At 65.1% G+C, this 25454-nt stretch carries 15 protein-coding genes; all 15 read left to right on the forward strand.

The features are described from left to right. The first annotated feature begins 77 nt into the window (after positions 1-77). A complete protein-coding gene (locus AC54AG_RS16510; RefSeq protein ID WP_034757655.1) occupies positions 78-1127 on the forward strand; it encodes a sugar ABC transporter substrate-binding protein in 1050 nt (349 codons plus the stop codon). 174 nt (positions 1128-1301) lie between these two features. Then, positions 1302-2435: an ABC transporter permease gene (locus AC54AG_RS16515; RefSeq protein ID WP_051991939.1), complete on the forward strand. Its 1134-nt coding sequence runs from the start codon at positions 1302-1304 to the stop codon at positions 2433-2435. A 3-nt stretch (positions 2436-2438) separates the two neighbouring features. Continuing rightward, a complete protein-coding gene (locus tag AC54AG_RS16520) occupies positions 2439-3224 on the forward strand; it encodes an ATP-binding cassette domain-containing protein (protein WP_070303058.1) in 786 nt (261 codons plus the stop codon). 8 nt (positions 3225-3232) lie between these two features. Next, positions 3233-5179 (forward strand): bifunctional 5-dehydro-2-deoxygluconokinase/5-dehydro-2-deoxyphosphogluconate aldolase, encoded by a 1947-nt coding sequence (locus AC54AG_RS16525; RefSeq protein WP_496630971.1) that lies wholly within the window; start codon positions 3233-3235, stop codon positions 5177-5179. Continuing rightward, positions 5140-7002 carry a 3D-(3,5/4)-trihydroxycyclohexane-1,2-dione acylhydrolase (decyclizing) gene (gene iolD / locus AC54AG_RS16530; RefSeq protein ID WP_496630972.1) on the forward strand — a complete coding sequence of 621 codons (1863 nt, stop codon included), beginning with the start codon at positions 5140-5142 and terminating at the stop codon, positions 7000-7002. The genes AC54AG_RS16525 and iolD overlap by 40 nt, the downstream gene beginning before the upstream one ends. Continuing rightward, entirely contained in the window at positions 6999-7919 is a 921-nt protein-coding gene (gene iolE / locus AC54AG_RS16535; protein ID WP_319992998.1) for a myo-inosose-2 dehydratase, read from the forward strand. Before iolD ends, iolE begins: the two co-directional genes overlap by 4 nt. After that, positions 7916-8713 (forward strand): 5-deoxy-glucuronate isomerase, encoded by a 798-nt coding sequence (gene iolB, locus AC54AG_RS16540; RefSeq protein WP_070303062.1) that lies wholly within the window; start codon positions 7916-7918, stop codon positions 8711-8713. The genes iolE and iolB overlap by 4 nt, the downstream gene beginning before the upstream one ends. A 14-nt stretch (positions 8714-8727) precedes the next feature. Further along, positions 8728-10227, forward strand: coding sequence for a CoA-acylating methylmalonate-semialdehyde dehydrogenase (locus AC54AG_RS16545; RefSeq protein ID WP_219328368.1), 1500 nt, complete (start codon positions 8728-8730; stop codon positions 10225-10227). A gap of 74 nt (positions 10228-10301) precedes the next feature. Continuing rightward, positions 10302-10940 carry an ANTAR domain-containing response regulator gene (locus tag AC54AG_RS16550; protein WP_070303064.1) on the forward strand — a complete coding sequence of 213 codons (639 nt, stop codon included), beginning with the start codon at positions 10302-10304 and terminating at the stop codon, positions 10938-10940. Between the two features lie 157 nt (positions 10941-11097). Then, a complete protein-coding gene (locus AC54AG_RS16555) occupies positions 11098-12276 on the forward strand; it encodes a CmpA/NrtA family ABC transporter substrate-binding protein (RefSeq protein ID WP_331777850.1) in 1179 nt (392 codons plus the stop codon). A 14-nt stretch (positions 12277-12290) separates the two neighbouring features. Further along, entirely contained in the window at positions 12291-13070 is a 780-nt protein-coding gene (gene cobA, locus AC54AG_RS16560) for a uroporphyrinogen-III C-methyltransferase (RefSeq protein ID WP_331777851.1), read from the forward strand. Positions 13071-13212: 142 nt separating this feature from the next. Beyond that, complete coding sequence (locus AC54AG_RS16565) at positions 13213-16248, forward strand: CHASE domain-containing protein (RefSeq protein WP_496630973.1); 3036 nt, start codon at positions 13213-13215, stop codon at positions 16246-16248. Between the two features lie 75 nt (positions 16249-16323). After that, complete coding sequence (recC, locus tag AC54AG_RS16570) at positions 16324-19743, forward strand: exodeoxyribonuclease V subunit gamma (RefSeq protein WP_496630974.1); 3420 nt, start codon at positions 16324-16326, stop codon at positions 19741-19743. After that, complete coding sequence (gene recB / locus AC54AG_RS16575) at positions 19740-23399, forward strand: exodeoxyribonuclease V subunit beta (protein ID WP_496630976.1); 3660 nt, start codon at positions 19740-19742, stop codon at positions 23397-23399. Before recC ends, recB begins: the two co-directional genes overlap by 4 nt. Continuing rightward, positions 23389-25362, forward strand: coding sequence for an exodeoxyribonuclease V subunit alpha (gene recD, locus AC54AG_RS16580; RefSeq protein WP_496630977.1), 1974 nt, complete (start codon positions 23389-23391; stop codon positions 25360-25362). Before recB ends, recD begins: the two co-directional genes overlap by 11 nt. Positions 25363-25454: the final 92 nt, after the last annotated feature.

Here is a 25454-nt window from a genome sequence, read left to right on the forward strand (position 1 = left end):
TGTGCCGCAAGGCCAGGCCGGTGACACCCTTCATAAAAGCTCGCAACTATAAAAATTAATCCGTCTAGGAGACATTCATGCATAGCAATAAAAGCAAGGGTTTGATGAAGTGCCTGGCCATCGCCAGCCTGGGCCTGAGCCTGGGTTTGAGCACGGGCGCTAGCCATGCTGCCGGCGAGAAATTCGTCATGGTCAGCCACGCGCCGGACTCCGATTCCTGGTGGAACACCATCAAGAACGCCATCAAGCAAGCCGGTGAAGACTTCAACGTGTCCGTCGACTACCGCAATCCGCCGAATGGCGACCTGGCCGACATGGCGCGCCTGATCGAGCAGTCGGCCGCGCGCAATTACGATGGCTTGATCGCCGACATCGCCGACTTCAGCGTGCTGCAAAAACCGCTGGGCACGGTAGTGGCCAAGAAAATCATGCTCGTGACCATCAATTCGGGCACCATCGCGCAAAGCGAACAGTTGAAAGCCATCATGCACGTGGGCCAGCCCGAATATGACGCGGGCCTGGGCGCCGGCAAGCGCGCCAAGGAAGCGGGCATCAAGTCGTTCGTGTGCGTGAATCACTATGCGATGAATGCGTCGTCGTTCGAACGCTGCCGCGGTTTTGCCGACGCGCTCGGCGTCGACTTCAAATCGTCCACGCTCGACACCAATGGCGTCGACCCCGGCGTGATCGAAAGCAAGGTCAGTGCCTATTTGCGCAGCAATCCAAAGACCCAGGCCGTGCTGGCGCTGGGACCGGATTCGGCGCCAGCCGCCATGCGCGCCGTCGAGAAGCTGGGCTTGAAAGGCAAGATGTACTTCGCCAGCTTCGACTTGTCGGAAGAAATCGCCAAGGGCATCAAGGATGGCAGCATCCAGTTCGCCATCGACCAGCAGCCCTATCTGCAAGGCTACATTCCTGTCGCCGTGATGGCCATCATGAAACAGCAAAAGATCACTGACCTGGCCAAGGTCAAGGAGATCCTGATCGCCAATCCGAAATACCAGGCACGCCTGGCGGAATACGGCCTGACCCCGATCTACGGCCCACGCCATATCAGCTCCGGCCCCGGTTTCGTGACCAAGGAAAACATTTCCAAGGTCGAAAAATACGCGGGCCAATACCGCTAATCCACACAGTCGCCACCGGGTTTGCCCAGCGCCGCACCGCTACCTGCGGGCGGCGCATGGGAGGAGCACGCCTGGCGCCAGCGATGCTGGCAGGAAAGTAATTGAAATTGGTAACAAGTATCACTGAAAGGACATCGTATGACTGCGCTCAAAACCAGCCTGGCTAGCCCCGGCATGAATCCTCCTCCGCCTCCCGGCGCCGCCAGCAAGCCAGTTGCCGCCGCCGACGAGCGCGTGGGCACGACCAGCTGGGTCAAACGGTTTTTTGGCCGCCCCGAGTTCGCCTCGATTTCCGGCGCGGTGCTCGTGTTTGCCTTCTTCGTCATCACGGCCGGCGACTCCGGCATGTTCAACCTCGATGGCGTCGTCAACTGGATGCAAGTGGCGTCCTACCTGGGCATCATCGCCATCGGTGCCTGCCTGCTGATGATCGCCGGTGAATTCGACCTGTCGATTGGCTCCATGATCGGCTTTGCCGGCATGATGATCGCCATCCCGACCATCTATTTCCACTGGCCACTGTGGGCCGCCATTATTTTCGCCTTCGCCGGTTCCATGGCGCTGGGCTGGCTCAACGGCTACATCGTCATCAAGACGCGCTTGCCCTCGTTCATCGTCACCCTGGCATTCCTGTTCATCCTGCGCGGCCTGACCCTGGCCTTGTCCATCATGTTCGCCAACCGCACCATCGTCAGTGGCGTGGGCGACCTGGCGGCGCAGGACTGGCTGGCCAGCCTGCTGTTCCACGGCAATGTGGCCACTGGCCTGTTCCAGTGGATGGGCGCGCATGGCTGGATCGCCGTGCTCGACGACGGCTCGCCGCTGGTCAAGGGCATTCCGAAAGTCATCGCCTGGTGGCTGGTGCTGGCTGCCGGCGCCGCGTTCGTGTTGTCGCGGACCCGCTTCGGCAACTGGATGTTCGCCGTGGGCGGCGACGCCAACGCGGCCAAGAATGTGGGCGTGCCGGTGCGCAAAGTGAAAATTTCGCTGTTCGTCTTCACGGCCTTCTGCGCCTGCCTGTTTGCCACCTTGCAAGTATGCGACGTGGGGTCGGCCGCTGCCGACCGCGGCATGCAAAAGGAATTCGAAGCCATCATCGCGGCCGTCATCGGCGGCGCCTTGTTGACGGGCGGCTACGGTTCCGTCGTCGGCGCCTGCTTCGGCGCGCTGATCTTCGGCGTGGTGCAGATCGGCATCACTTATACCAACATCAATTCGGACTGGTTCCGCGTGTTTCTCGGCGTGATGCTGCTGATCGCGGTGCTATTCAATAACTTTGTACGCTCACGCGTCACGGAAGCGAGATAAATCATGAGCGAGCATATTCTTGCCCTGGAAAATGTCAGCAAGCGTTTCGGCTCCGTGCTGGCGCTGCAAAACATCACCATGCGGTTGAAGGAAGGCGAAGTGCATTGTTTGCTGGGCGACAACGGCGCCGGCAAGTCGACCCTGATCAAGACCCTGGCCGGCGTGCACAAGCCCACCGATGGCCAGTACCTGGTCGACGGCAAGCCCGTCGTCTTCAATTCGCCCAGCGAAGCGCTGGACATGGGCGTGGCCACCGTCTACCAGGATCTGGCGCTGGTGCCGCTGCTGTCCGTGGCGCGCAATTTCTTCATGGGGCGCGAGCCGATGAAAAAGCTGCTGGGACTGGTGCCCGTGATGGATATCGACTATGCGGCCGAGACGGCGCGCGACAAGCTGGCCGAGATGGGCATCATGGTGCGCGACCCGCACCAGGCCATCGGCACCATGTCGGGCGGCGAAAAGCAGTGCCTGGCCATCGCCCGCGCCATCCACTTCGGCGCCAGGGTGCTGATCCTCGACGAGCCGACGGCAGCCCTGGGCGTAAAACAGTCGTTCAATGTGTTGAAACTGATTTACAAGGCGCGCGAGCGGGGCATTTCCGTGATCTTTATCACGCACAATGTGCACCATGCGTATCCGGTGGGCGACTCGTTCACGTTGTTGAACCGGGGCAAGTCGCTGGGCACCTTCACCAAGGATACTGTGAGCAAGGAAGCCTTGCTGGACATGATGGCGGGCGGCGCGGAAATGCAAACGCTGATGAGTGAACTTGACGGTGTCACGATTTAAGGATAGCCATGAATAATTCCACACAATTTGCCCAGGGCCGGGCGCTGGACGTGATCTGCCTGGGCCGCCTGGCCGTGGACCTGTACGCGCAGCAGATCGGCAGCCCCCTGGAAGACGCGACGAGCTTTGCCAAATACCTGGGCGGCTCGTCGGCGAACATCGCCTTCGGCACGGCCCGGCTGGGCTTGAAGTCCGCCATGCTGTCGAAGGTGGGCGACGACCACATGGGTCGTTTCCTCACCGACACCCTGTCGAAAGAGGGCTGCGACGTCAGCCACGTGGGCATCGACCGCGACCGCCTCACGGCCCTCGTCATGCTGGGCATCAAGGACAAGAACACGTTTCCCCTGATTTTCTATCGTGAAAATTGCGCCGACATGGCCATCGACGCATCGTCGGTGGATGCGGCTTTCATTGCCTCGAGCAAGGCGCTGTTGATCACCGGCACGCATTTCTCCACGGCTGCCATGCACGCCATCAGCACGCAGGCACTCACATTGGCCCGCGCCAACAAAGTGCGTACCGTGCTCGACATCGATTACCGGCCCGTGCTGTGGGGTCTGTCGGGCAAGGCCGATGGCGAAACGCGTTTCGTTTCGAACGAAGGCGTGACCAAGCATCTGCAAAGCATCCTGCCGCAATTCGACTTGATCGTCGGCACGGAAGAGGAATTCATGATCGCCGGCGGCGGCGCGGATATCATGGCCAGCTTGCGCGCCGTGCGGGCCGCCACCCTGGCCACCCTGGTCGTCAAGCGCGGGCCGCTGGGCAGCGCCGTCATCGACAATGTGGTGCCGCACAGCCTCGATGATGCATATAATTACCGTGGCGTGCGCGTGGAAGTGCTCAATGTGCTGGGCGCGGGCGACGCGTTTCTGTCGGGCTTCCTGAAAGGCTGGCTGCGCGGCGAGGATTACGAAGCGTGCTGCCGCTACGCGAATGGCTGCGGCGCCCTCGTCGTGTCGCGCCACGGCTGCGCGCCGGCCATGCCGTCGCCCGTCGAGCTCGACTATTTCCTCGCCAATGCGGCCAAACTGACGCAGCCGGACCAGGACGCCACCTTGTCGCGCCTGCACCGCACGACGGTGGCGCGCAAGGAGTGGGATGAGTTGTGCGTGTTTGCCTTTGACCACCGCACGCAATTCTTTGAGCTGGCGCAACAGACGGGCGCGCCCGAGTCCGCCATTGCGGCCTTGAAGCAATTGATGGTGCAAGCCGTGGCGCAGACGGAAACGGCCTTGCAGCTGGCCGGCAAGACGGGCGTGCTGATCGATGGCCGCTATGGCGTCGATGCGCTCAACGATGCGACCGGGCGCGGCTGGTGGATAGGCCGTCCCGTGGAATTGCCGGGATCGAACCCGCTGCAATTCGACTGGGGCCGTTCCATCGGCTCCCACCTGCTCAGCTGGCCCAAGGAACACGTGATCAAGTGCCTGGTGCAATTGCACCCTGACGACGCCGTGGAAAACCGGCTGGAACAGGAAGCGCAAATCAAGGCCCTGTACGACGCGGCGCAAGTGAGCGGTCACGAACTGTTGCTCGAAGTCATACCGTCGGAAGCGTTGCCGCACAGCGACGACACGGTGTTACGCGCCGTCAAGCGCCTGTACAACCTCGGTATTTATCCCGAATGGTGGAAGCTGGAAAGCATGTCAGCCCAGCAATGGCAAGCCATCGATGCCCTCGTGCACGAGCGCGATCCGTACTGCCGTGGCGTCGTCCTGCTGGGTTTGAACGCGCCGATTGCCGCCCTGGCCGACAGTTTCGAGCAAGCCAGTGCCAGCACGACGTGCAAGGGTTTCATGGTAGGCCGCACTATCTTCCAGGAACCGAGCCGCCGCTGGCTGGCCGGCGAACTTGACGATGCCGGCCTGATCGCCGCCGTGCGCGCCAACTTCGAGCAGCTCATTTCCCTGTGGCAGCGTACACGCAACCGTCTGGAGCGTGCAGCATGAGCACGATTCGTTTAACCATGGCCCAAGCGCTGGTGCGCTACCTGGCCGCCTTGCGGGTGGAGGGGGGCGAACCTCTGTTCGGCGGCGCCTTTGCCATCTTTGGCCACGGCAACGTGGCGGGCCTGGGCGAGGCGCTGTACCAGTACCGCGACAGCTTCCCGACCTACCGCGCCCATAACGAACAGGCGATGGCGCACTCGGCCATTGCCTATGCGAAAGCCCACATGCGCCGGCGCATGATGGCGGTGACCAGTTCCATCGGCCCGGGCGCGACCAACTTGCTGACGGCCGCCGCGCTGGCGCATGTGAACCGCCTGCCCGTGCTCTTGCTGCCCGGCGACGTCTTCGTCTCGCGCGCGCCGGACCCGGTCTTGCAGCAACTGGAAGACGGCACGGATGGCAGCGTGTCGGTGAACGATGCGTTCAAGCCGCTGTCGCGCTACTTTGACCGCATCGTCTATCCGGAACAGCTACTGACGGCCTTGCCGCGCGCCATTGCCGCCTTGACGGACCCGGCCGCCTGCGGCCCCGTCACATTGTCTTTGCCGCAAGACGTGCAGACGATGGCGTATGACTATCCCGTGGATTTCTTTGAACCGCGCATCGTGCGTTTCCGCTCTTTGCCGCCTGTCGAGCAGGAACTGGAGGAGGCGGCAGCGTTGTTGAAAAACGCGAAGCAGCCGCTGATCGTCGCCGGTGGCGGCGTGCTGTATGGCAAGGCCAGCGCCGCCTTGCAGGCGTTTGCCGAGCGCCATGGCATTCCCGTGGCGGAAACCCAGGCCGGTAAAAGTTCTTTGCCATGGAACCATCCGCTGCAGCAGGGCGCCATCGGCGTGACGGGCTCGCCTGCGGCCAACAGCCTGGCGGCGGATGCGGACGTGGTGCTGGCCATCGGCACGCGCCTGCAGGATTTCACGACGGGTTCGAACTCCCTGTTTGCGCAGGCGCAACTGGTGAGCCTGAACGTCAACAGTTTTGATGCGCTGAAACGCCGGGGCCTGGGCTTGCAGGCGGACGCGACACTCGGTTTGCAAGGCCTGTCGCGGCTGCTGGGCAGCTGGAATAGCGCGGGCCAGTGGATGGACCGGGCACAACAGGCAGGGAACGCGTGGCGCGAGACGGTCAAAAGCATCACGGGCCGGCGCGATGTGGCCGGCTTGCCGTACGACGGCGAAGTCATCGGCGCCGTGCAACGTTCTTCAGCGGACTCGACCAGCAACGATATCGTCGTCTGCGCGGCGGGCACCTTGCCGGCCGAGCTGCATAAATTGTGGCGCACGTCGACGCCGGGCGGCTACCACATGGAATACGGCTACTCGTGCATGGGTTACGAGATCGCCGGTGGCCTCGGCGTCAAGATGGCCAAGCCTGATAGCGAGGTCATCGTCATGGTGGGCGACGGCAGCTATCTGATGATGAATTCGGAAATCGCCACCTCCGTCATGCTCGATAAAAAACTCATCATCGTCGTGCTCGACAACCGGGGTTATGGCTGCATCAACCGCCTGCAGCAGGCGTGCGGCAATCCTTCGTTCAACAATATGTTGCCCGATAGCGCACCACACATTGACTTTGCCCTGCATGCGCAATCGCTGGGCGCGCTGTCCGAACACGTGACCAACATTGCCGAGCTGGAGCAGGCCATGCTGCGCGCCCGGGCAGCTAGCCGCACGTATTTGATTTGCATCGACACGGACGACACGCGCACGACTGATGAGGGCGGTTGCTGGTGGGAAGTGGCCGTGCCCGAGGTCTCCACGCAGCCAGCCGTGCAAGCTGCGCGCGCCCGTTATGAACTTGACCGCCAAGGACAACAACAATGAACGCACCGACATGGAATGTGAAGATCGGCATCAACCCGATCTCGTGGATGAACGACGATTTGCCGAGCCTGGGCGGTGAAACGCCGCTGGAAACAGCCCTCAAGGAAGGCGCCGAGATCGGCTACGTAGGCTTTGAATTGGGCAACAAGTTTCCCAAGGATGCCCCAGCGCTGAACGCGGTGCTGGGCAAATACAATCTCGCCTGTGTTTCCGGCTGGTATTCGGGACGGCTGGCGCATCGCTCGGTCGAAGAAGAGATCGCTTCCGTATCATCGCATTTACGGCTGCTTGCCGACAGCGGCGCCACCGTCATGGTCTACGGCGAAGTGGCCGACGCGATCCAGGGCGAAGCGCGCCCGCTGTATAAACGCCCGCGTTTCCAGTCGCAGCAGCAATGGCAGGACTACGCCAACAAATTGACGGCCTTTGCCGCCCATTTGCTCGCGCATGGCGTACGCCTTGCGTATCACCACCACATGGGCGCCTACGTGGAAACGCCGGCCGACGTGGATCAACTAATGGCTTTGACGGGGGCCGAAGTCGGCTTGCTGTTCGACACGGGCCACATCACGTTTGCCGGCGGCGATGCGCTGGCGGTGCTGAACAAACACATCGATCGCATCTGCCACGTGCATTGCAAGGACGTGCGCCCGAACGTCGTGAAACTGGCGCGCAATGGCCACTGGAGTTTCTTGCAGGCCGTCATCAATGGCGCCTTCAGCGTACCGGGCGACGGCAGCATCGACTTTCCGGCCATCCTCACGCGCTTGTATCTGCACGGCTACGAAGGCTGGCTCGTGGTGGAAGCGGAGCAGGATCCGGCCGTGGCCCCCAGCTACGAATACGCGAAGATGGGCCATGACTACCTGGCCAAGCTCGTCGAGGCCATTCCGCGTCTGGGCCGGGAGGCGGCATGAGCCCGCTATTGGTCAAAGCGAACAAGGCCGGCGGCAAGATCGTCGAGGTGACGCCCGAGTCGGCCGGCTGGACGCATGTCGGGTTCGCCGCGCACCGGCTTCAGGCGGGCGAATCGCTGAGCCTGGACACGGGGAAGCGCGAGCTGTGCATCGTCGTGCTGACGGGTACGGTGACCGTACAGGCCGGTGAACAGCAGTGGCGCGAGATCGGTCACCGCCAAAGCGTCTTTGAGGACCGCTCGCCGTATGCCGTGTATGTCCCGCTGGATACAACGGTCAACATCACGGCAGTGAGCAATGCCGAGGTCGGACTTTGCAGCGCGCCCGCCACGACCCACCGTCCGGCGCGCCTGATCGACCCCGCCACCATGACGCGCTCCGTGCGCGGCAAGGGCGCGAATACCCGCTATGTGTGCGACATCCTGCCGCAGACGGCCGAGGCCGATGGTTTGCTGGTGGTCGAGGTGGTCACGCCGTCCGGCCACTCGTCCAGCTATCCGCCGCATAAACACGACAGCGACAATGTGCCGCTGGAAAGCTCACTGGAAGAAACGTATTACCACCGCCTCAATCCCGAGCAGGGCTTTGCCTACCAACGGGTCTACACAGACGACCGTTCCATTGATGAAGCCATGGCCGTGGAAAACCACGACGTGGTAATGGTGCCCAGGGGCTACCACCCCGTGACCGTGCCGTATGGCTACGACGGCTATTACCTGAACGTGATGGCTGGCCCCAAGCGGGTCTGGCATTTCAAGAACGACCCGGCCCATGACTGGCTGATGACGAAATAACCTAGGACAAGACAATGACAACCCCGATGATTGGCCACTTTATTGGTGGCAACCCGATGGCTTCGCGTTCAGAGCGCACGAGCGACGTCTTCAATCCCGCCACCGGCGCCGTGACGGCGAAAGTGGCGCTGGCCACGCCTTCCGAACTGAACGCGGCCGTGGCGGCAGCCCACGCGGCGTTTCCCGCTTGGTCGCAAACCTCGCCGCTGCGTCGCGCCCGGGTCATGTTCAAGTTCAAGGAATTGCTGGAAGAGCACTCCGACCAACTGGCCGCCCTGATCACGGCGGAGCACGGCAAAGTATTTACGGATGCCAAAGGGGAAGTGACGCGCGGCATCGAAGTGGTGGAGTTTGCCTGCGGCATCCCGCAAATGATGAAGGGAGAATACTCGGAACAGGTGGCCGGCGGCATCGATGCGTGGTCGATCCGCCAGGCGCTCGGTGTGTGCGTCGGCATCACGCCATTCAACTTTCCCGTGATGGTGCCCATGTGGATGTTCCCGATGGCGATTGCCTGCGGCAATACGTTCGTGCTGAAACCGTCGGAGCGCGATCCGTCGGCCAGCCTGCTGCTGGCGCAACTGTTGACGGACGCGGGCTTGCCCGATGGCGTCTTCAATGTGGTGCAGGGTGACAAGGAAGCCGTGGATGGGTTATTGCACCACCCGGACGTGCGCGCCGTCAGTTTCGTCGGTTCCACGCCGATTGCCGAATATATCTATGCGACCGGCTGTGCGCAGGGCAAGCGCGTGCAGGCCCTGGGTGGCGCGAAGAATCACATGGTCGTCATGCCCGACGCGGACATCCCGCAGACGGTCGACGCGCTGATGGGTGCGGCGTTTGGCTCGGCCGGCGAGCGCTGCATGGCCATTTCCGTCGTCGTGGCGGTGGGCAATGTCGCGGACCAGCTGGTCGAAGCCTTGGTGCCGCGTATTGCCGCCCTGAAAATCACGCAGGGCATGGATCTGTCGGCCGAGATGGGCCCCGTTGTCACGCAAGTGCACAAGGACAAGATCGCAGGCTACATCGCCAAGGGTGTGGAAGAGGGCGCCAAGCTGGTGGCCGACGGGCGCGGTTTCGTGCTGCCCGGCCACGAGCAAGGGTTCTTCCTCGGCGGCAGTCTGTTCGACCACGTCACGCCGGACATGACCATCTACAAGGAAGAAATCTTCGGCCCCGTGCTGTGCATCGTGCGCGTGCCGGACTTTACGACGGCGCTGGACCTGGTCAACGCGCATGAGTACGGCAATGGCACGGCCATCTACACGCGCGACGGCAACACGGCGCGCGAGTACACGCACAGGGTGCAGGTGGGGATGGTCGGGGTGAACGTGCCGATTCCTGTGCCGATGGCCTTCCACAGCTTCGGCGGCTGGAAGCGCAGCCTGTTTGGCGACCACCACGCGCATGGCCCGGAATCCGTACGCTTCTACACGAAACAGAAGGCCGTGACCCAACGCTGGCCCGCATCGACGGCGGCCGGCGCCGAGTTTGCCATGCCGACCCTGAAGTAAAGTACCGTGTAAACCCGGCTGGTTCGCTTCTTGCTTACTGCAATGGTTGTGTTTAGCCATTGCAGATCGCTCCCATGACGTCCAGCCGTACCCAGCCTTTGCGCATCGTTGTCGTCAACACCATTGTCGAGCACGGCGTGCACGAGAATGCGGCCTTGGCTGCCCAGGTGCAGCGCGGCAATGCCTTGCGCATCGGCTTGCTGGAATCGGGCTTCGATATCGTCGCCTCGCTGCCAGCCGACCTCTACCTCCCCGAGCGCATCGCGCAACTGCAGCCTGACCTCATCATCATCGATGCTGAATCGGACGCGCGCGACGTGCTCGAGCACATCGTCATCGCCACGCGCGACGAGCGCCGCCCCATCGTCCTGTTTACCGAAGACGGCGCCACGGCCAGCATCGATGCGGCCATGGCGGCCGGCGTGTCCGCGTATATCGTGGCCGGCCTGCATGCCGAGCGCATCTTGCCCGTGCTCAATGTGGCCCTGGCGCGCTTTCGCCAGGAAGAAAAACTGCGCGCCGAATTGCTCGACACGCGGCACAAGCTGCTCGAGCGCAAGGTGATCGAACGGGCCAAGGGCCTGTTGATGACGCATCATGGCTTGACGGAAGACCAGGCTTACCAGCGCTTGCGCAGCATGGCCATGAACAAGAAACTCAAACTGGCGGACATTGCCCAACGCATCCTCGACGTGGAGGACTTGCTGGGATGAAGCGCGCATTTCCTGACACATGCTGGTGCAGTGCACCATTCCGGTGCATTTTCACCTGCCTGGGACCGGGCATGCACAGGCACGGTCCTTGCTGCTGGATGGCTATGGCCTTGCCCATGTCGGCGCGGCAAAACAGTACTTATCAGCAAGGAATGGTATGACACAGCAAGCGGGCACGAGTGCCCACGCGATGCGCTCCATGCATCCGGAAAAACAGACGATACGCATCGGCTACCTGCCGCTGACCGATTGCGCCTCGCTGGTGATGGCGTCAAAACTGGGCCTCGACGAAAAATACGGCATCAAGATTGAACTGAGCCGTGAGATGTCGTGGGCCGGCGTGCGCGACAAATTGAACAACGGCGAACTCGACGCTGCCCACGTGCTGTACGGTCTCGTGTATGGCGTGCAGATGGGCATCGGCGGGCAACAGCACGACATGGCCGTGCTGATGAACCTCAACCACAGCGGCCAGGCCGTGACCCTATCGGCGGCGCTGGCGCGCGAAGGTGCCCACGATGGACCATCGCTGGCGCGGCACATGCGCGGCGCGGCGCGGCCATTTGCGTTTGCGCATACTTTCCCGACCGGCAACCACGCGATGCTGCTGCAATACTGGCTGGCCGCGCACGGTATCGATCCGCTGCGCGACGCGCGCGTGATGACGGTGCCGCCGTCGCAAATGGTGGCCGCCTTGCGCGCGGGCCAGATGGATGGCTTTTGCGCCGGCGAACCGTGGGGCTACAAGGCCATCGTCGATGGCGTGGGCGTGACGGCCACCACCAGCGGCGCAATCTGGCCCGACCATCCGGGCAAGGTGCTGGGCACCAGCGCCGCATTTGCGCAGCAGCATCCGAACAGCTGCCGCGCCCTGATTGCCGCCGTGCTCGAGGCGGGGCGCTGGATCGATGCCAGCGACACCAACCGGCTGGCCATGGCGGCCACCCTGGCCGAGCCCGCTTATCTGCATACGCCGCAGGAAACCCTGGCGCCGCGTATCCTTGGCCATTACCAGGATGGCCTGGGCAAGACCTGGGACGAGGCGCACGGCTTGAAGTTTTACGGCGATGGCGCCGTCAATTTCCCGTATTTGTCGGACGGCATGTGGTTCATGACCCAGCACCGGCGCTGGGGCTTGCTGCGTGACGAACCCGATTACCTGGCCGTGGCGCGCCAGGTCAACCGCATCGACCTGTACCGCCAAGCGGCGGAAATGACGGCTACACCCGTACCAAAATCCCCGATGCGCAGCTCGACCCTGTGCGACGGCGTCGTGTGGGACGGCAGCGCGCCGGAAGCGTACGCGGCATCGTTTGCCATCGGCCACTTTTTTTGATTGGAGAGTTCATCATGGCGCAATGTGGTAGCGTGACCTTGGTCGGTGCCGGTCCCGGCGACCCGGACCTGCTGACCCTCAAGGCCGTGAAGGCCATCGCACGGGCCGACGTGGTGCTGATCGACGATCTCGTCAACCCGGCCATCCTCGCGCATGCGGCACATGGCGTGCGCGTGGTCGAAGTGGGCAAGCGGGGCGGCTGCGCGTCCACGCCGCAAGCGTTCATCGAGCGCCTGATGCTGGCCGAAGCGCGCGCGGGGCTGCACGTGGTGCGCCTGAAGGGGGGCGACCCGTATCTGTTCGGACGGGGCGGCGAAGAGCGTGCCTACCTGCGCAGCCACGGCGTGGCCGTCGAAGTGATCCCGGGCATCAGCAGCGGCCTGGCCGCGCCATCGTCCATTGGCGTGCCCCTCACGCACCGCGGCTGGAGCCAGGGCGCCATCTTCGTCACGGGCCACGGCAAGGATGCCGCGTCAGAGCCGAACTGGGAGGCCCTGGCGCAAAGCGGCTTGACGCTCGTCATCTACATGGGCGTGGCCAGGGTGGCCGCCATCCAGGCCGGCTTGCTGGCCGGCGGCATGGCGCCCGGCACGCCCGTGGCCGTGGTGCAATCGGCCAGCCTGGCCGCCCAGCGCCAGTTGCTGAGCACTTTGCAACACTTGCCGGACGACCTGCTGGCCAGCGGCCTGGGCAGTCCCAGCATCATCGTCGTGGGCGACGTGGTGCGCTGCGCCGATGCCTGGGATGACCATGGCGTCGGCGCCTTGCTGGCCGGGGCACTGCGGGAAGCTTAAGCACCCGGTGTTTCCAGTGCAACCATCGTACGCGCTTTTTTTCTTCCACAAGCGCGTCGGGCATGAGCTTTGATAGTATCCTCGTACTTGCTGGGCGGCCGCAGCGCCGTCCATTCGAGGAAACCGGAATAAGCGATCGACAATGCACACTTTGAGCAAGGGCGGGGCGGGATCAGGTATCAGGATATGGGCGGGTGGCCTGCTGCTGGCCCTGGCGGTGGGCGGCGCCTTGTATGCGGGCGCGGCGCGCACGGTCAATGACGACGCCGAACAGCGTTTCGACAATCTCACGCATAGTGCTCAGCACAGCCTGATCACGCGCGTAAAAAGCTATTCCGACCTGCTGCGTGGCCTCGAAGCCCTGTTCCGCACCAGCGAGCACCTGACGCGGCGCCAGTTCCACGATTACGTGGCCGGCCTCGATATCGTGCGCCAGTTCCCGGCCATCGAATCGGTCAACTACGCGGCGGCCGTGCCATCGGCGCAGCGCGCCGCCTTCATCGAGTCCGTGCGCAAAGACACCAGCCTGGCGCCGCGCGGCTATCCTGCCTTCACCATCCGGCCTGCGGGGGAGCGGCCGGAATACACGGTGCTCACCTACCTGGAACCCGATTCCCTGCTGGCCGAACGCATGGGCGTCGATATCGGCGCCAATCCGCTGGTGGCGCAATCGCTGGCGCAAGCGCGCGACAGCGGCAAGGTCAGTGCGTCGGGGCAGGTGATCATGATCAAAGGGCCGCCCGCGCACGTGGGCCTGGGCATGCGCCTGCCCGTGTACCGCAATGGCATGCCGCAGGGCAGCGTGGCCGAGCGCCGCGCCGCCTACCAGGGTTCCGTCGGCATCGGCTTTGGCGTGGCGCGGCTGGTGCACAGCGCGCTCGAACGCAGCGCCCTGGAACCGCTGCACCTGACCCTGTACAGCGCGGCCGGTCCTTTGCCGGCCAGCGGGGCCCTGTCCATCACGCCGCAGGACCGCCTGCTGTTCAACGATGACGGCGACCTGGCGGCGCCGCCGCAACCGGGCGGCGATGCCGGTTATTTCGACCGGGTGCTGCCCGTCGCCTACCAGGGGGGGCTGTGGAAAGCCCATTTCCGCGTGCGCAAGGCGGAGCTGTACAGCCCCTTCGACCGCTACTTTCCATGGCTGGCGCTGGGCGTCGGCGTGGCCGGCACCCTGCTCATCTATGGCTACATCTTTACCTTGTACCGCTCGCGCCGCAACGCGGTGGCGCAGCGCACCCTGCTCGATACGGTGCTCGACAGCGTCGATGCCTACGTCTACATGAAGGATGCCGACCTGCGCTACCGCTACGTGAATGCGCGCACGGCCACCATCCTGGGCCGTCCGGTGGAGCAGCTGATCGGCCGCCAGGATGGCGAGTTGATGCTGGGCGACGCGGCCGCCGCCGCGCAGCTGACCGAGCGCCAGGTGTTCGACAGCGGCGCCAAGTTCGTCGGCGAGGAGCGCTTCGTCGATGCGCAAGGGCAGGTGCATCACCTGTGGAGCGTGAAGGTGCCGCTGGGCTTGCCCGGTCCCGTCACGGGCCTGATCGGCCTGTCCACCGACGTGACGGAGCTGCACCGCCTGAAAGAGCAGGCCGACGCGGCCAGCCAGGCCAAGAGCGACTTCCTGTCGAACATGAGCCATGAAATCCGCACGCCGATGAACAGCATCATCGGCATGGCGCACCTGGCCCTCAAATCGGTGGCCGACGCGCGCCAGCGCGACTACCTGCAAAAAATCTATCATTCGGGCCAGCATTTGCTGGGCCTGATCAACGACATCCTCGATTTTTCCAAGATCGAGGCGGGCAAGCTGGAACTCGAGGTGCTGGACTTCCGTCTCGACACCCTGCTGGCGAACATCGCCAGCCAGCTGGGCGACGCGGCCGCCGTCAAGGGTCTGGCGCTGCAGTTCGATATCGCGCCGGAGCTGCCGCAGCGCTGGCGCGGCGACCCGCTGCGCCTGGAGCAGGTCTTGCTGAACCTGACCAGCAACGCCATCAAGTTTTCCGACAATGGCAGCATCTTCGTGCGCGTGCGCCAGTCCGAGGAGCGCGGCAGCTACGCCATGCTGCGCTTCGAAGTGCAGGACCGGGGCATCGGCATGAACCAGGAAGAGGTGGCGCAGCTGTTCCGCTCCTTCCACCAGGCCGACCCGTCGACCACGCGCAAGTATGGCGGCAGCGGCCTGGGACTGGTGATCAGCAAGCAGCTGGTGGAGCTCATGGGCGGCAAGGTGGGCGTGTACAGCCAGCCGGGCCTGGGCAGCACCTTCTGGTTCACGGCGCGGCTGGAGAAAAGCGCGCAGGCGTCCGACGAACGCATCGCCGAAGTCGAGCCGGAAGTATTGGGCGTGATACGCGGCGCATCCATCCTGCTGGTCGAAGATAACGTCTTCAGCCAGCAGGTGGGCTGCGAATTGCTGGAAGACGCCGGCGCCACCGTCTGCGTCGCCAGCAATGGCCGCGAAGCGCTGGAATTGCTGGCCCGCCAGCGCTACGACTGCGTGCTGATGGACGTGCAGATGCCGGAGATGGATGGCTTCGAGACGACGCGCCGCATCCGCGCCGACCCGAAACTCACTGGCCTGCTGGTGATCGCCATGACGGCCAACGCGGGCAGCGAAGACCGCGCCCGCTGCCTGGAGGCGGGCATGGATGAATTCGTGACCAAGCCGATCGCCCCGAATCTGCTGTTTCACCTGCTGGCGAAATGGTTCCGTCTGCGTGGCGGCATCGGCAACATCGGCCGCATGCGTGCAAGCGACAGGCTGGCGGCGGCGCCGGCAGCGCCGTCATCGGCCGCCGCGCCGGAATTGCGCGACACGGCCATCCTCGACCTGGCCACCCTGGCCCTCACGTTCAGCAATGACGCCGTGAAGATGCGCAAATACACCCAGCTGTTTCTCGACACGGCACGCGACGGCATCGCCGAAATGGAGCAGGCCATGGCGCTGGAAGACCTGGGACGCCTGGCCGACCTGGGCCACCGCAGCAAATCGTCGGCGCTGGCCGTGGGCGCCCATGCCTTTGCGGGCCTGTGCACGTCGATCGAAGGCTTGCGCGTGGGCGGCGACCTGCAGCAGGCGCGCGTCTTGCTGACAGCTCTGGGACCGGCGCTGGCGCAGGTGGCGGAACAAATTTCAGTGGAATTTGCCGCCAGCGACACCCCCTGACGCAAGCAGCGGCGATAATAGGCGTTTGACGTCTCCGGCCACCGGGCCGGAGGCGCTGCAACCCATCGGATCAGCATGCATACACCCGTCACGCCCGGCCTCCTCATCCTGCACGGCAACCAGCTGGAACAGCTGCGCGCCGCCGTCTTCCAGTGGCTGCGCCAGCATCCGCTGGCGCCGCTGGAAACGGACATCTTCCTGGTGCAGTCGAACGGCGTGGCCGAATGGCTGAAGATCGCCCTGGCCGAGGAGATGGGTGTATGCGCCGCCACGCGCATCGCGCTGCCGGCGCGCCTGCTGTGGGAAAGCTACCGGGGCATGCTGGGGCGCGACAGAGTGCCGCGCGTGTCGCCGTTCGACAAGTCCCCGCTGACGTGGCGTTTGATGCGCCTGTTGCCGTCGCTGCTGTCCCACCCCGTGTTCGCGCCGCTGCGCTACTTCCTTGCCGATGGCGATTGCGAACGCCGGCTGCAGCTGGCCGAGCGCCTGGCCGACCTGTTCGACCAGTATCAGGTTTACCGCGCCGACTGGCTGGCCGATTGGGCGGCCGGGCGCGACCAGTTGCGCACGGCGCGCGGTGACTCCATCGTTCTGAAGGAAGACCAGCGCTGGCAGGCGCAGTTGTGGCGCGCCGTGGCGGCCGATGTCGAGGATTTCGAGCGCGACACGGGCCGCGCCGACATCCACGACGCCTTCCTGGCGGCGATCGCCGCCGGCGATACGCCGGTAGGCAAGCTGCCGCGCAGGGTCGTGCTGTTTGGCGTGTCGGCCTTGCCGTACCAGACCTTGCAGGCGCTGGCCGCGCTGGCGCGCCACACGCAGGTGGTGCTGGCCGTACCCAATCCGTGCCAGTTCTACTGGGGCGACATCATCGACGGGCGCGACTTGCTGCGCGCGGAAAACAAGCGCCAGCGCCAGCGCAATGGCACCGACCTGGCCGGGATTCCGCTGGAAGAACTGCATGCGCACAGCCACCCGCTGCTGGCCAGCTGGGGCAGGCAAGGGCGCGATTTCATCCGCATGCTCGACGAATTCGACGAACACGCGCAAGCCGAGGGGCGCGACGACAGCCTGCGCATCGACCTGTTTGGCGAGGAAACGGGCGAGACCCTGCTGCAGCAGGTGCAGGTGGCCATCCGCGAACTGCGTCCGCTGGCCGAACACGAGCAAATACCGCCCGACGCCGGCGACCGCTCGATCGAATTTCACGTGGCGCACAGCGTGCAGCGCGAAGTGGAAGTGCTGCACGACCAGCTGCTGGCCATGTTCGCGCACAGCGCCGAAACGGGTTTGCGTCCGCGCGACGTGGTGGTGATGGTGCCCGACATCGATACCTTCACGGCAGCCATCCACGCCGTCTTCGGCCAGTACCGGCGCAACGACGAGCGTTTCATCCCGTTCGAGATCGGCGACGTGAAAGACCGCAGCGTCAACCCGCTGCTCGTCGCGCTCGAGTGGCTGCTGCAGTTGCCGCAGCAGCGCTGCCGCCAGAGCGAAGTGCGCGACCTGCTCGACGTGCCCGCGCTGGCCACCCGCTTTGGCCTGCAGCCGGACGACCTGGTCACCTTGGGCGCCTGGATCGAAGGGGCGGGCGTGCGCTGGGGCCTGGACCAGCATCACCGCAGCGGCCTGGGGCTGGGCGCGGCCGGCGAGCAGAATGCGTGGATCTTCGGTGTGCGGCGCATGCTGCTCGGCTATGCCAGCGGCGGTGGCGCCAGCTTTGGCGGCATCGAACCGTATGCGGAAGTGGGCGGCCTCGATGCGGCGCTGGCGGGCTCGCTGGCGCAGCTGGTCGAGGCGCTGCTGCACTGGCGCACCGTGCTGGCCGGCGTGCGCACACCAGCCGAGTGGGGCGTGCAGGCGCGCGCGCTGCTGGGCGCCTTCTTTGACGCCGACGACGAGGGCGACCGCCTGACCCTGGCGCAGCTGGAAGGCGCCTTGCAGGGCTGGCTGGAAACCTGCGAGCATGCGGGCTTTATCGAGCCGGTGCCGCTGTCCGTGCTGCGCGTGGCGTGGCTGGGCGCGCTGGACGAGCCGACCCTGAACCATCAATTCGTCTCCGGCGGCGTGACGTTTTGCACCTTGATGCCGATGCGCGCCGTGCCGTTCCGCGTCGTGTGCCTGCTGGGCATGAACGATGGCGACTTCCCGCGCCGCGCGCAAAAGGCCGATTTCGATTTGCTGGCGCTGCCCGGCATGGCGCGCCCGGGCGACCGCTCGCGCCGCGACGATGACCGCTACCTGATGCTCGAAGCCTTGCTGGCCGCGCGCGACAAACTATATGTGAGCTGGGTGGGACGCAATGTGCGCGACAATTCCGAGCAGCCGCCGTCCGTGCTCGTGTCGCAGCTGCGCGATTACCTGGCCGCCGGCTGGTCGCTGGACCGGCACCTGGTCTCGCTGACTACCGAGCACGCGCTGCAGCCGTTCAGCCGCCGCTATTTCGAAGTCGATGGCTTGCTGACGTACGCGCGCGAATGGCGCGTCGCGCATGCTGATGTGGAGGCGCAGGCCGAGGAACTGGCGCTGGGCCCTTACGAGCTCGATCCGGGCACGCGTTTGAAACTGGGCGAGCTGGCCAGCTTTTTGCGCCAGCCCGTCAAATACTTTTTCCGCCGCCGCTTGAGCGTGCATTTCGCCGATGCGGCCATGCTGGGCGAGGATGAAGAACCGTTCGGCCTGAATGCGCTCGAACGCTATCTGCTGGAAGACACCATGCTGGACGACGGCGGTGCCGTGGAAGCGTTGGACGACGTGCGCGCCAGCCTGGAAGCGCGCGCGGAAAAGCTGGCGCGCGAAGGCGTGCTGCCGATCGGCCTGATCGGCCGGCAAGTACAGGCGCAGCTGGTCGAGGCGCTCGTGCCCGTGCGCAGCGCCTGGTTGTCCTTGCGCGCCTCGTTCCCGTACGCGGCCGACAAGCGCGCCATCAACCTGCCGTTTGGCGAAGTACAGATCGACGACTGGCTCGACAAATTGTGCAGCAACGGGCAGGATACGGCCTGGCTGATGCAGATTTCCTCGAAGGTGACGGACAAGAACGGTCTGGCGCGCGGCGACAAGCTGATGCTGATGTGGCTGCGCCAGCTGGCCGCCGCCGCCCTCGGCTTTCCCGTCACCGGCTACCTGGTGGCGCGCGACGCCATCGTCAGCATGGCGCCGCTCGATCCGGCCACGTCGCGCGACGCGCTGGCCACCTTGCTGGCGCTGTGGCGCGAAGGCATGAATCATCCGCTGCCGACGGCGTGCAAGACGGGGCTGGCGCTGGTGCGGCAGGGCGACCCGCGTGCCGTGTATGACGGCGGCTTCGACATGACTGGCGAGCGCGCGGAACTATGTCTGGCGCGCCTGTGGCCCGAGTTTTCCGCGCTGGCCGCTGAGGAAGCGTGGGAAGACTGTACGCGCGAGCTGTATGGCCCGCTGGCCGACTGGCTGCAGGAACACATCACGATCGACCCGATCAGCGCGCCCGATGAAGGCGCGGGAGAAGAACAATGACGAGCCATCTGCTCAACCCCCTGGCGTTTCCGCTGCACGGCTCGCGCCTGATCGAAGCGTCGGCCGGTACGGGTAAAACCTGGACCATCGCCGCGCTGTACGTGCGCCTCGTGCTGGGGCATGGCGACGGCGACAGCCGCTTTACGCGTCCGCTGCTGCCGGCCGACATCCTCGTGATGACGTTTACCCGCGCCGCCACGCGCGAATTGTCGAACCGCGTGCGCGAGCGCCTGATCGAGGCGGCCGCTTATTTTCGCCACGAATCCGGCGGCAGCGACCCGTTCCTCGACGCCTTGCTCGAGTCCTATCCGGACGAGAGCGAGCGGCAAAAAGCCGCGCACCGGCTGATGCTGGCCGCCGAGACGATGGATGAAGCGGCCATTTTCACCATCGACGCCTGGTGCCAGCGCATGCTGCGCGAACACGCGTTCGACAGCGGCAGCCTGTTCGACGAAGAACTGGTCAGCGACGAGCAAGCCCTGTTCGAGGATGCGGCCCACGATTACTGGCGCCAGCAAGTCTATCCCTTGCCGCCGCAGGCGCTCGACGTGCTGCTGGCCTGCTGGCCCGACGTCGGCGCGCTGAAGAAGGGCGCGCGCGAGCTGGCGCGCCGCGCGGACATCATGCGCTTGGCGGACGAAGAGCCGTTATCCATGCTGATCGCGCGCGAACAGCGGGCGCTGGCCGCGCAGCTGGCCACCCTGAAGGCGGGCTGGGTCGAGCGCGTGGACCAGATGGCGATGTGGATCAATGACCACCGCGCCGCCAATCCCAAGTGTTTTAATGGCGTCAAGATGAAGCCGGAGAACCTGGCGAAGTGGTTCGACGGCTTGCGTAAATGGGCGCAAGATCCGCTCTTGCTGCTGCCGGCCATCACGGCCAAGGCGTGGGAACGCTTGACGCCGTTCGGCATCGAGGATGCGTTTGCCAAGAGTTTCACGGCGCAGGTGCCCGAATGCTTCGAGCATACGGAGGCACTGGGGATCGCCCTGGCGGGTATCACGCCGCTGGCGCACAAGCTGCACTTGCATGCGGCGGCGGCCATCGCGCGGCGCATGGATCAGTTAAAACGCCAGTCGCGCCAGTTCGGCTTTGCCGACATGCTGCAGCGCCTGCACGACGCGCTGGCCGGCGAGAATGGCGCGGCCCTGCGCCAGCGCATCATCGACCAGTATCCACTGGCCATGGTCGATGAATTCCAGGATACGGCGCCCGCCCAGTACCAGATTTTCAACCTGCTGTACCGGATCGCCGACAACGATCCGGCCCTGGGCCTGTTCCTGATCGGCGACCCGAAGCAGTCGATCTACGGCTTTCGCGGCGCCGACATCCAGAGCTACCTGGCGGCGCGCCGCGCGACCACGGGACGCCACTACCAGCTGGGCACCAACTACCGTTCGACGGCCCCGCTGGTGGCGGCCGTCAACCAGCTGTTCCTGCACGCGGAGCGCGACGAGGTGCCTGCCGGCGCCTTCCGCTACCGTAAAGGGGGCGAGAATCCGCTGCCGTTCGAGGCCGTCGACGCCAAGGGCCGCGCCGAACACCTGGTGAACGCCAGCGGTCCGCTGCCGGCCCTGCTGGCCGCCTGCGCCAGCGATGAAGCGCTGCGCGGCGACAGCTACCGCGAGTATTTCGCACAGCACTGCGCCGAACATATCGTCGCCATGCTGGGCGACCCGCAGGCCGGTTTTACGGGCCCCGATGGTTTTGTGCGCCTGCAGCCGGCCGATGTCGCCATCCTTGTGCGCGACCGCAAGGAGGCGGCCGCCATCCGCCGCGCACTGGCGCGCCGCCGTGTCGCCAGCGTCTACCTGTCCGACAAGGATTCCGTCATCGACAGCGAGGAAGCGCAGGACGTGCTGCGCTGGCTGGCGGCGCTGGCCAACCCGCTCGACGGAGGACTGGCGCGCGCCGCGTTTGCCACGCGCACGATAGGCCTGTCGCTGGGCGAGCTGGCGCGCCTGTCGAGCGATGAGCTGGAATGGGAACGCCGGGTCGAGCAGCTGAAGGCCCTGCACCTGATCTGGCAGCGCCAGGGCGTGCTGGCCATGCTGCGCCGCTTCATCCACGAACTGCAGCTGCCGGCCATGCTGCTGCAGCAGACGGGCGGCGAGCGGCGCTTGACGAATCTGCTGCACCTGGCCGAATTGCTGCAATCGGCCAGCCGCCAGCTCGATGGCGAGCAGGCGCTGATACGCTGGCTGGCCGAGCAGATCGCCGGCGAAGGCGAAAACGGCGACGAGCGCGTGCTGCGCCTGGAAAGCGATGCGGAGCTGGTGAAGGTCATCACCGTGCACAAATCCAAGGGGCTCGAATATCCGCTCGTGTACCTGCCGTTCGCCGTCACGGCGCGCAAGGTGGATAAACGCAACCGCAGCTTCTTCGAGTATGCGGGCGACGATGGCGAACGCCGCCTCGACCTGTCCTTGTCCGACGAGGCCATGGCGTTTGTGGAAGAAGCGCGCATCGAGGAAGACTTGCGCCTGCTGTACGTGGCCCTGACGCGGGCGCGCCACTTCCTGTGGCTGGGCGTCGCCGCCCAGGCGGCGCGCAAGGCGGGCGAGAACACCTTGCACGAATCGGCGCTCGGCTACCTGCTGACAGGCGGCGACAAGCTGCCGTTCGAGCAGCTGCTGCTGCGCTGGCAGCAGGTGGCGGGCAGCTGCGACGCCATCTATGTCAGCACCTTGGGGAAGCCCGACGCCTGCACGGTGCTGGACCGGGTGGAGCGGCGGCCCGAGTTGCGTCCCGCGCCCGTGTTCACGGGCGAATTCGAGCGCGACTGGTCGGTGGGCAGCTTCACGTCGCTGACGCGCCAGATCGGCGCCGTGACGGCCGCGCACGTGCCGCAGCGGGCGCTGGAAGAAACCTTGCTGGAAGATGGCACGGCTGTCGCCGTGGCCTCGCCGACGCACATGGGCGACGCGCCCTGGCACCGTTTTCCGCGCGGCTCCGTGCCCGGCAATTTCCTGCACGAGCAGCTCGAGTGGATGGGCAGCGAAGGGTTTGACAGCGTCCACGATGACAACTTCGACACCCGCCTGGCCGCGCGCTGCGAGCGCTCGGGCTGGGGCCACCGCCAGGACGACGCCATCGCCTGGCTCAGGGAAATCGCCATCACGCCGCTGCCGCTGCTCGATGCATCGCTGTCGCAGTTGGATAGCACCCTGTCCGAGATGGAGTTCTGGTTCCCCAGCGAGCATTTGTCCACGGCGGCGCTCGACCAGCTGTGCACGCGCTTGCTGCTCGACGGCGCGCCGCGTCCCGTGCTGCCGCGGCGCCAGCTGCACGGCATGCTGAAGGGGTTTGCCGACCTGGTCATCGAACACGATGGCCGCTACTGGGTGCTCGACTACAAGTCGAATGCGCTGGGCGCCAACGACGCGGCCTACCACACGCAGGCGCTGGCGGCCGGCATGGCGCAGCACCGCTACGATATCCAGGGCGCCATCTACATGCTGGCCTTGCACCGGCTGCTGAAAAGCCGTTTGGGCGACGCCTACGACCCGGCCGAGCACCTGGGCGGCGCCATCTTCCTGTTTTTGCGCGGCATCGCGAATGCGGACACGCATGGCTGCTACTGGTTGGCGCCGCAGCTGGAACTTCTGGACGGCCTCGATCAACTGTTAGAAGAAACGGAACACCATGCAGCATAACGCGCAGTTGGATACCCTGCAGATGGATGCCTTGTTCAGCCATATCGACGGCGTTGCCGAGGCGGGGCACCTGCGCCGCCTGAGCGCCGCGTTTGCCCGCTTCATCGGCACGCTGGACGAGGGCGCGCCGAATGCGTCCGCCGTGGCCGTGGCGTGCGTCGTGCTGTCCGAGCTGGAAGGGCGGGGGCACAGCTGTCTGATGCTGTTTGAGCTGGCCAGCGAACCGTCGCAGCTGCTGGGCTGGAGCGAAGAGCTGTGGCATGGCGTGCTGGCCGTTTCCGGTCCGTTGCCGGATAGCGTCGAGGGCTGGCGCGCGCTGCTGGCCGGCGCGCCGCAAGTGTGGCAGGTGGGCGAGGACGACGTGCGCCAGCCGCTGGTGCTCGATGGCGACCGCCTGTATTTGCGCCGCTACTGGCGCGACGAAAGCCTGGTGGGCGAAAAAATCGCCGCGCGCGCGCAGGATTTGACGAATCCGCCGCTGGCGCAGGTGCGGCAATGGCTCGACATCCTGTTCAACCAGCCCACGCAGGACGGTGGTCCGGACTGGCAAAAAGTGGCGTGCGCCATCGCCCTGCGCGGCAAGGTGGCCATCATCACGGGCGGCCCGGGGACGGGCAAGACCTACACGGTGGCCAGTTTGCTCACCTTGTTGTTTGCCGTCTCGCCACAGCCGGAGCAGCTGCGCATCGCGCTGGCCGCGCCGACCGGCAAAGCGGCCGCGCGTTTGAAACAGTCGATCGACAAGGCCCTGGAAGGCTTGGCGGCCAAGGCGGGCGATGCGCTGCCCCTGCTGGAACTGGCGCGGCGCATGGGCGCGGCGCGCACCCTGCATAGTTTGCTGGGCGCGCGGCCCGATACGCGCGCCTTTGCCCACCACGCGGGCAATCCGCTCGACGTCGACGTGCTGATCGTCGATGAAGCGTCGATGGTGCACCTGGAAATGATGGCGTCCGTGCTCGACGCCTTGCCGCCCACGGCGATATTGATCCTGCTCGGCGACAAGGACCAGCTGGCGTCCGTGGAAGCGGGCGCCGTGCTGGGCGACTTGTGCCACGACGCGCAGGCGGGCGGCTACACGCCGGCTACCATCGCGTATGCGCAGGCGGCCAGCGGCGTGGCCATTCCGCCCGACTTCGCGGGGGCCGCTGGCGCGCTGGCGCAGCAGACGGTGATGCTGCGCCACAGCCACCGTTTCAGCGGTCCGATCGGCGAGCTGGCCTTCGCCGTGAATGGCGGCAGGCCCGATCTTGCCAAAGCGTGTTTTGCCGGCGACAGCGGCGGCCAGCTGGCGTGGAGCGTGAGCGCGCAGCCGGACGAGGTGCTGCGCCTGGCCTTGCGTGGCCGCGCGGACGCGCCGGGCGGCTACCAGCCCTACCTGGCACTGGTGAATGCGGGCGAAGCGGCGTACGCGCAGCATGACGACTGGGTGCGCGCCGTGCTGCATGCGTTTGAGTCGTTCCGCATCCTGTGCGCCGTGCGCGAGGGCGAGTGGGGCGTGGCCGGCTTGAACACGGCCATCGAACTGCGGCTGGAAAAGGAAGGCTTGATACGCCGCAGCGAATGGTATGTGGGCCGTCCCGTGATGGTCACGCGTAACGATTACGGCACGGGCGTGTTCAATGGCGACATCGGACTGACCCTGCGCGATCCGGCGCGGCCCGGTTCATTGCGCGTGTACTTCCTGGAAGGCGAGAACGTGCGCAGCGTGCTGGCCACGCGCTTGCGCCACGTGGAGACGGCGTTCGCCATGACCGTGCATAAATCGCAGGGTTCGGAATTCCGCCACACGGTGCTGGTGCTGCCCCAGGAAGGCGGCGCCATGCTGGCGCGCGAACTGGTCTACACGGGCATCACGCGCGCGCGCGACTTCTTTACCCTCGTCTCGCCCACGCAAGCCGTGCTGTTCGACGCGATTCTGCGCCGTACGCAGCGGGCCAGCGGCTTGAGAGGGCTGATCGGCTGATAGGGTTTGACAGGTTTCCACGTGGAAATATATGTGTTGTATTCCGAATATTGATGATAATTGTTCCGATTTTTGTGTGAGAATGCTTTCAT

It is taken from the genome of Janthinobacterium sp. BCJ23 (assembly GCF_059617945.1).

What these genes read in the sequence shown, in the direction of transcription:
- AC54AG_RS16510 (WP_034757655.1), top strand. Translation starts at nt 78, where the DNA reads ATGCATAGCAATAAAAGCAAGGGTTTGATGAAGTGCCTGGCCATCGCC.
- AC54AG_RS16515 (WP_051991939.1), top strand. Translation starts at nt 1,302, where the DNA reads ATGAATCCTCCTCCGCCTCCCGGCGCCGCCAGCAAGCCAGTTGCCGCC.
- AC54AG_RS16520 (WP_070303058.1), top strand. Translation starts at nt 2,439, where the DNA reads ATGAGCGAGCATATTCTTGCCCTGGAAAATGTCAGCAAGCGTTTCGGC.
- AC54AG_RS16525 (WP_496630971.1), top strand. Translation starts at nt 3,233, where the DNA reads ATGAATAATTCCACACAATTTGCCCAGGGCCGGGCGCTGGACGTGATC.
- iolE (WP_319992998.1), top strand. Translation starts at nt 6,999, where the DNA reads ATGAACGCACCGACATGGAATGTGAAGATCGGCATCAACCCGATCTCG.
- iolB (WP_070303062.1), top strand. Translation starts at nt 7,916, where the DNA reads ATGAGCCCGCTATTGGTCAAAGCGAACAAGGCCGGCGGCAAGATCGTC.
- AC54AG_RS16545 (WP_219328368.1), top strand. Translation starts at nt 8,728, where the DNA reads ATGACAACCCCGATGATTGGCCACTTTATTGGTGGCAACCCGATGGCT.
- AC54AG_RS16550 (WP_070303064.1), top strand. Translation starts at nt 10,302, where the DNA reads ATGACGTCCAGCCGTACCCAGCCTTTGCGCATCGTTGTCGTCAACACC.
- AC54AG_RS16555 (WP_331777850.1), top strand. Translation starts at nt 11,098, where the DNA reads ATGACACAGCAAGCGGGCACGAGTGCCCACGCGATGCGCTCCATGCAT.
- cobA (WP_331777851.1), top strand. Translation starts at nt 12,291, where the DNA reads ATGGCGCAATGTGGTAGCGTGACCTTGGTCGGTGCCGGTCCCGGCGAC.
- AC54AG_RS16565 (WP_496630973.1), top strand. Translation starts at nt 13,213, where the DNA reads ATGCACACTTTGAGCAAGGGCGGGGCGGGATCAGGTATCAGGATATGG.
- recC (WP_496630974.1), top strand. Translation starts at nt 16,324, where the DNA reads ATGCATACACCCGTCACGCCCGGCCTCCTCATCCTGCACGGCAACCAG.
- recB (WP_496630976.1), top strand. Translation starts at nt 19,740, where the DNA reads ATGACGAGCCATCTGCTCAACCCCCTGGCGTTTCCGCTGCACGGCTCG.
- recD (WP_496630977.1), top strand. Translation starts at nt 23,389, where the DNA reads ATGCAGCATAACGCGCAGTTGGATACCCTGCAGATGGATGCCTTGTTC.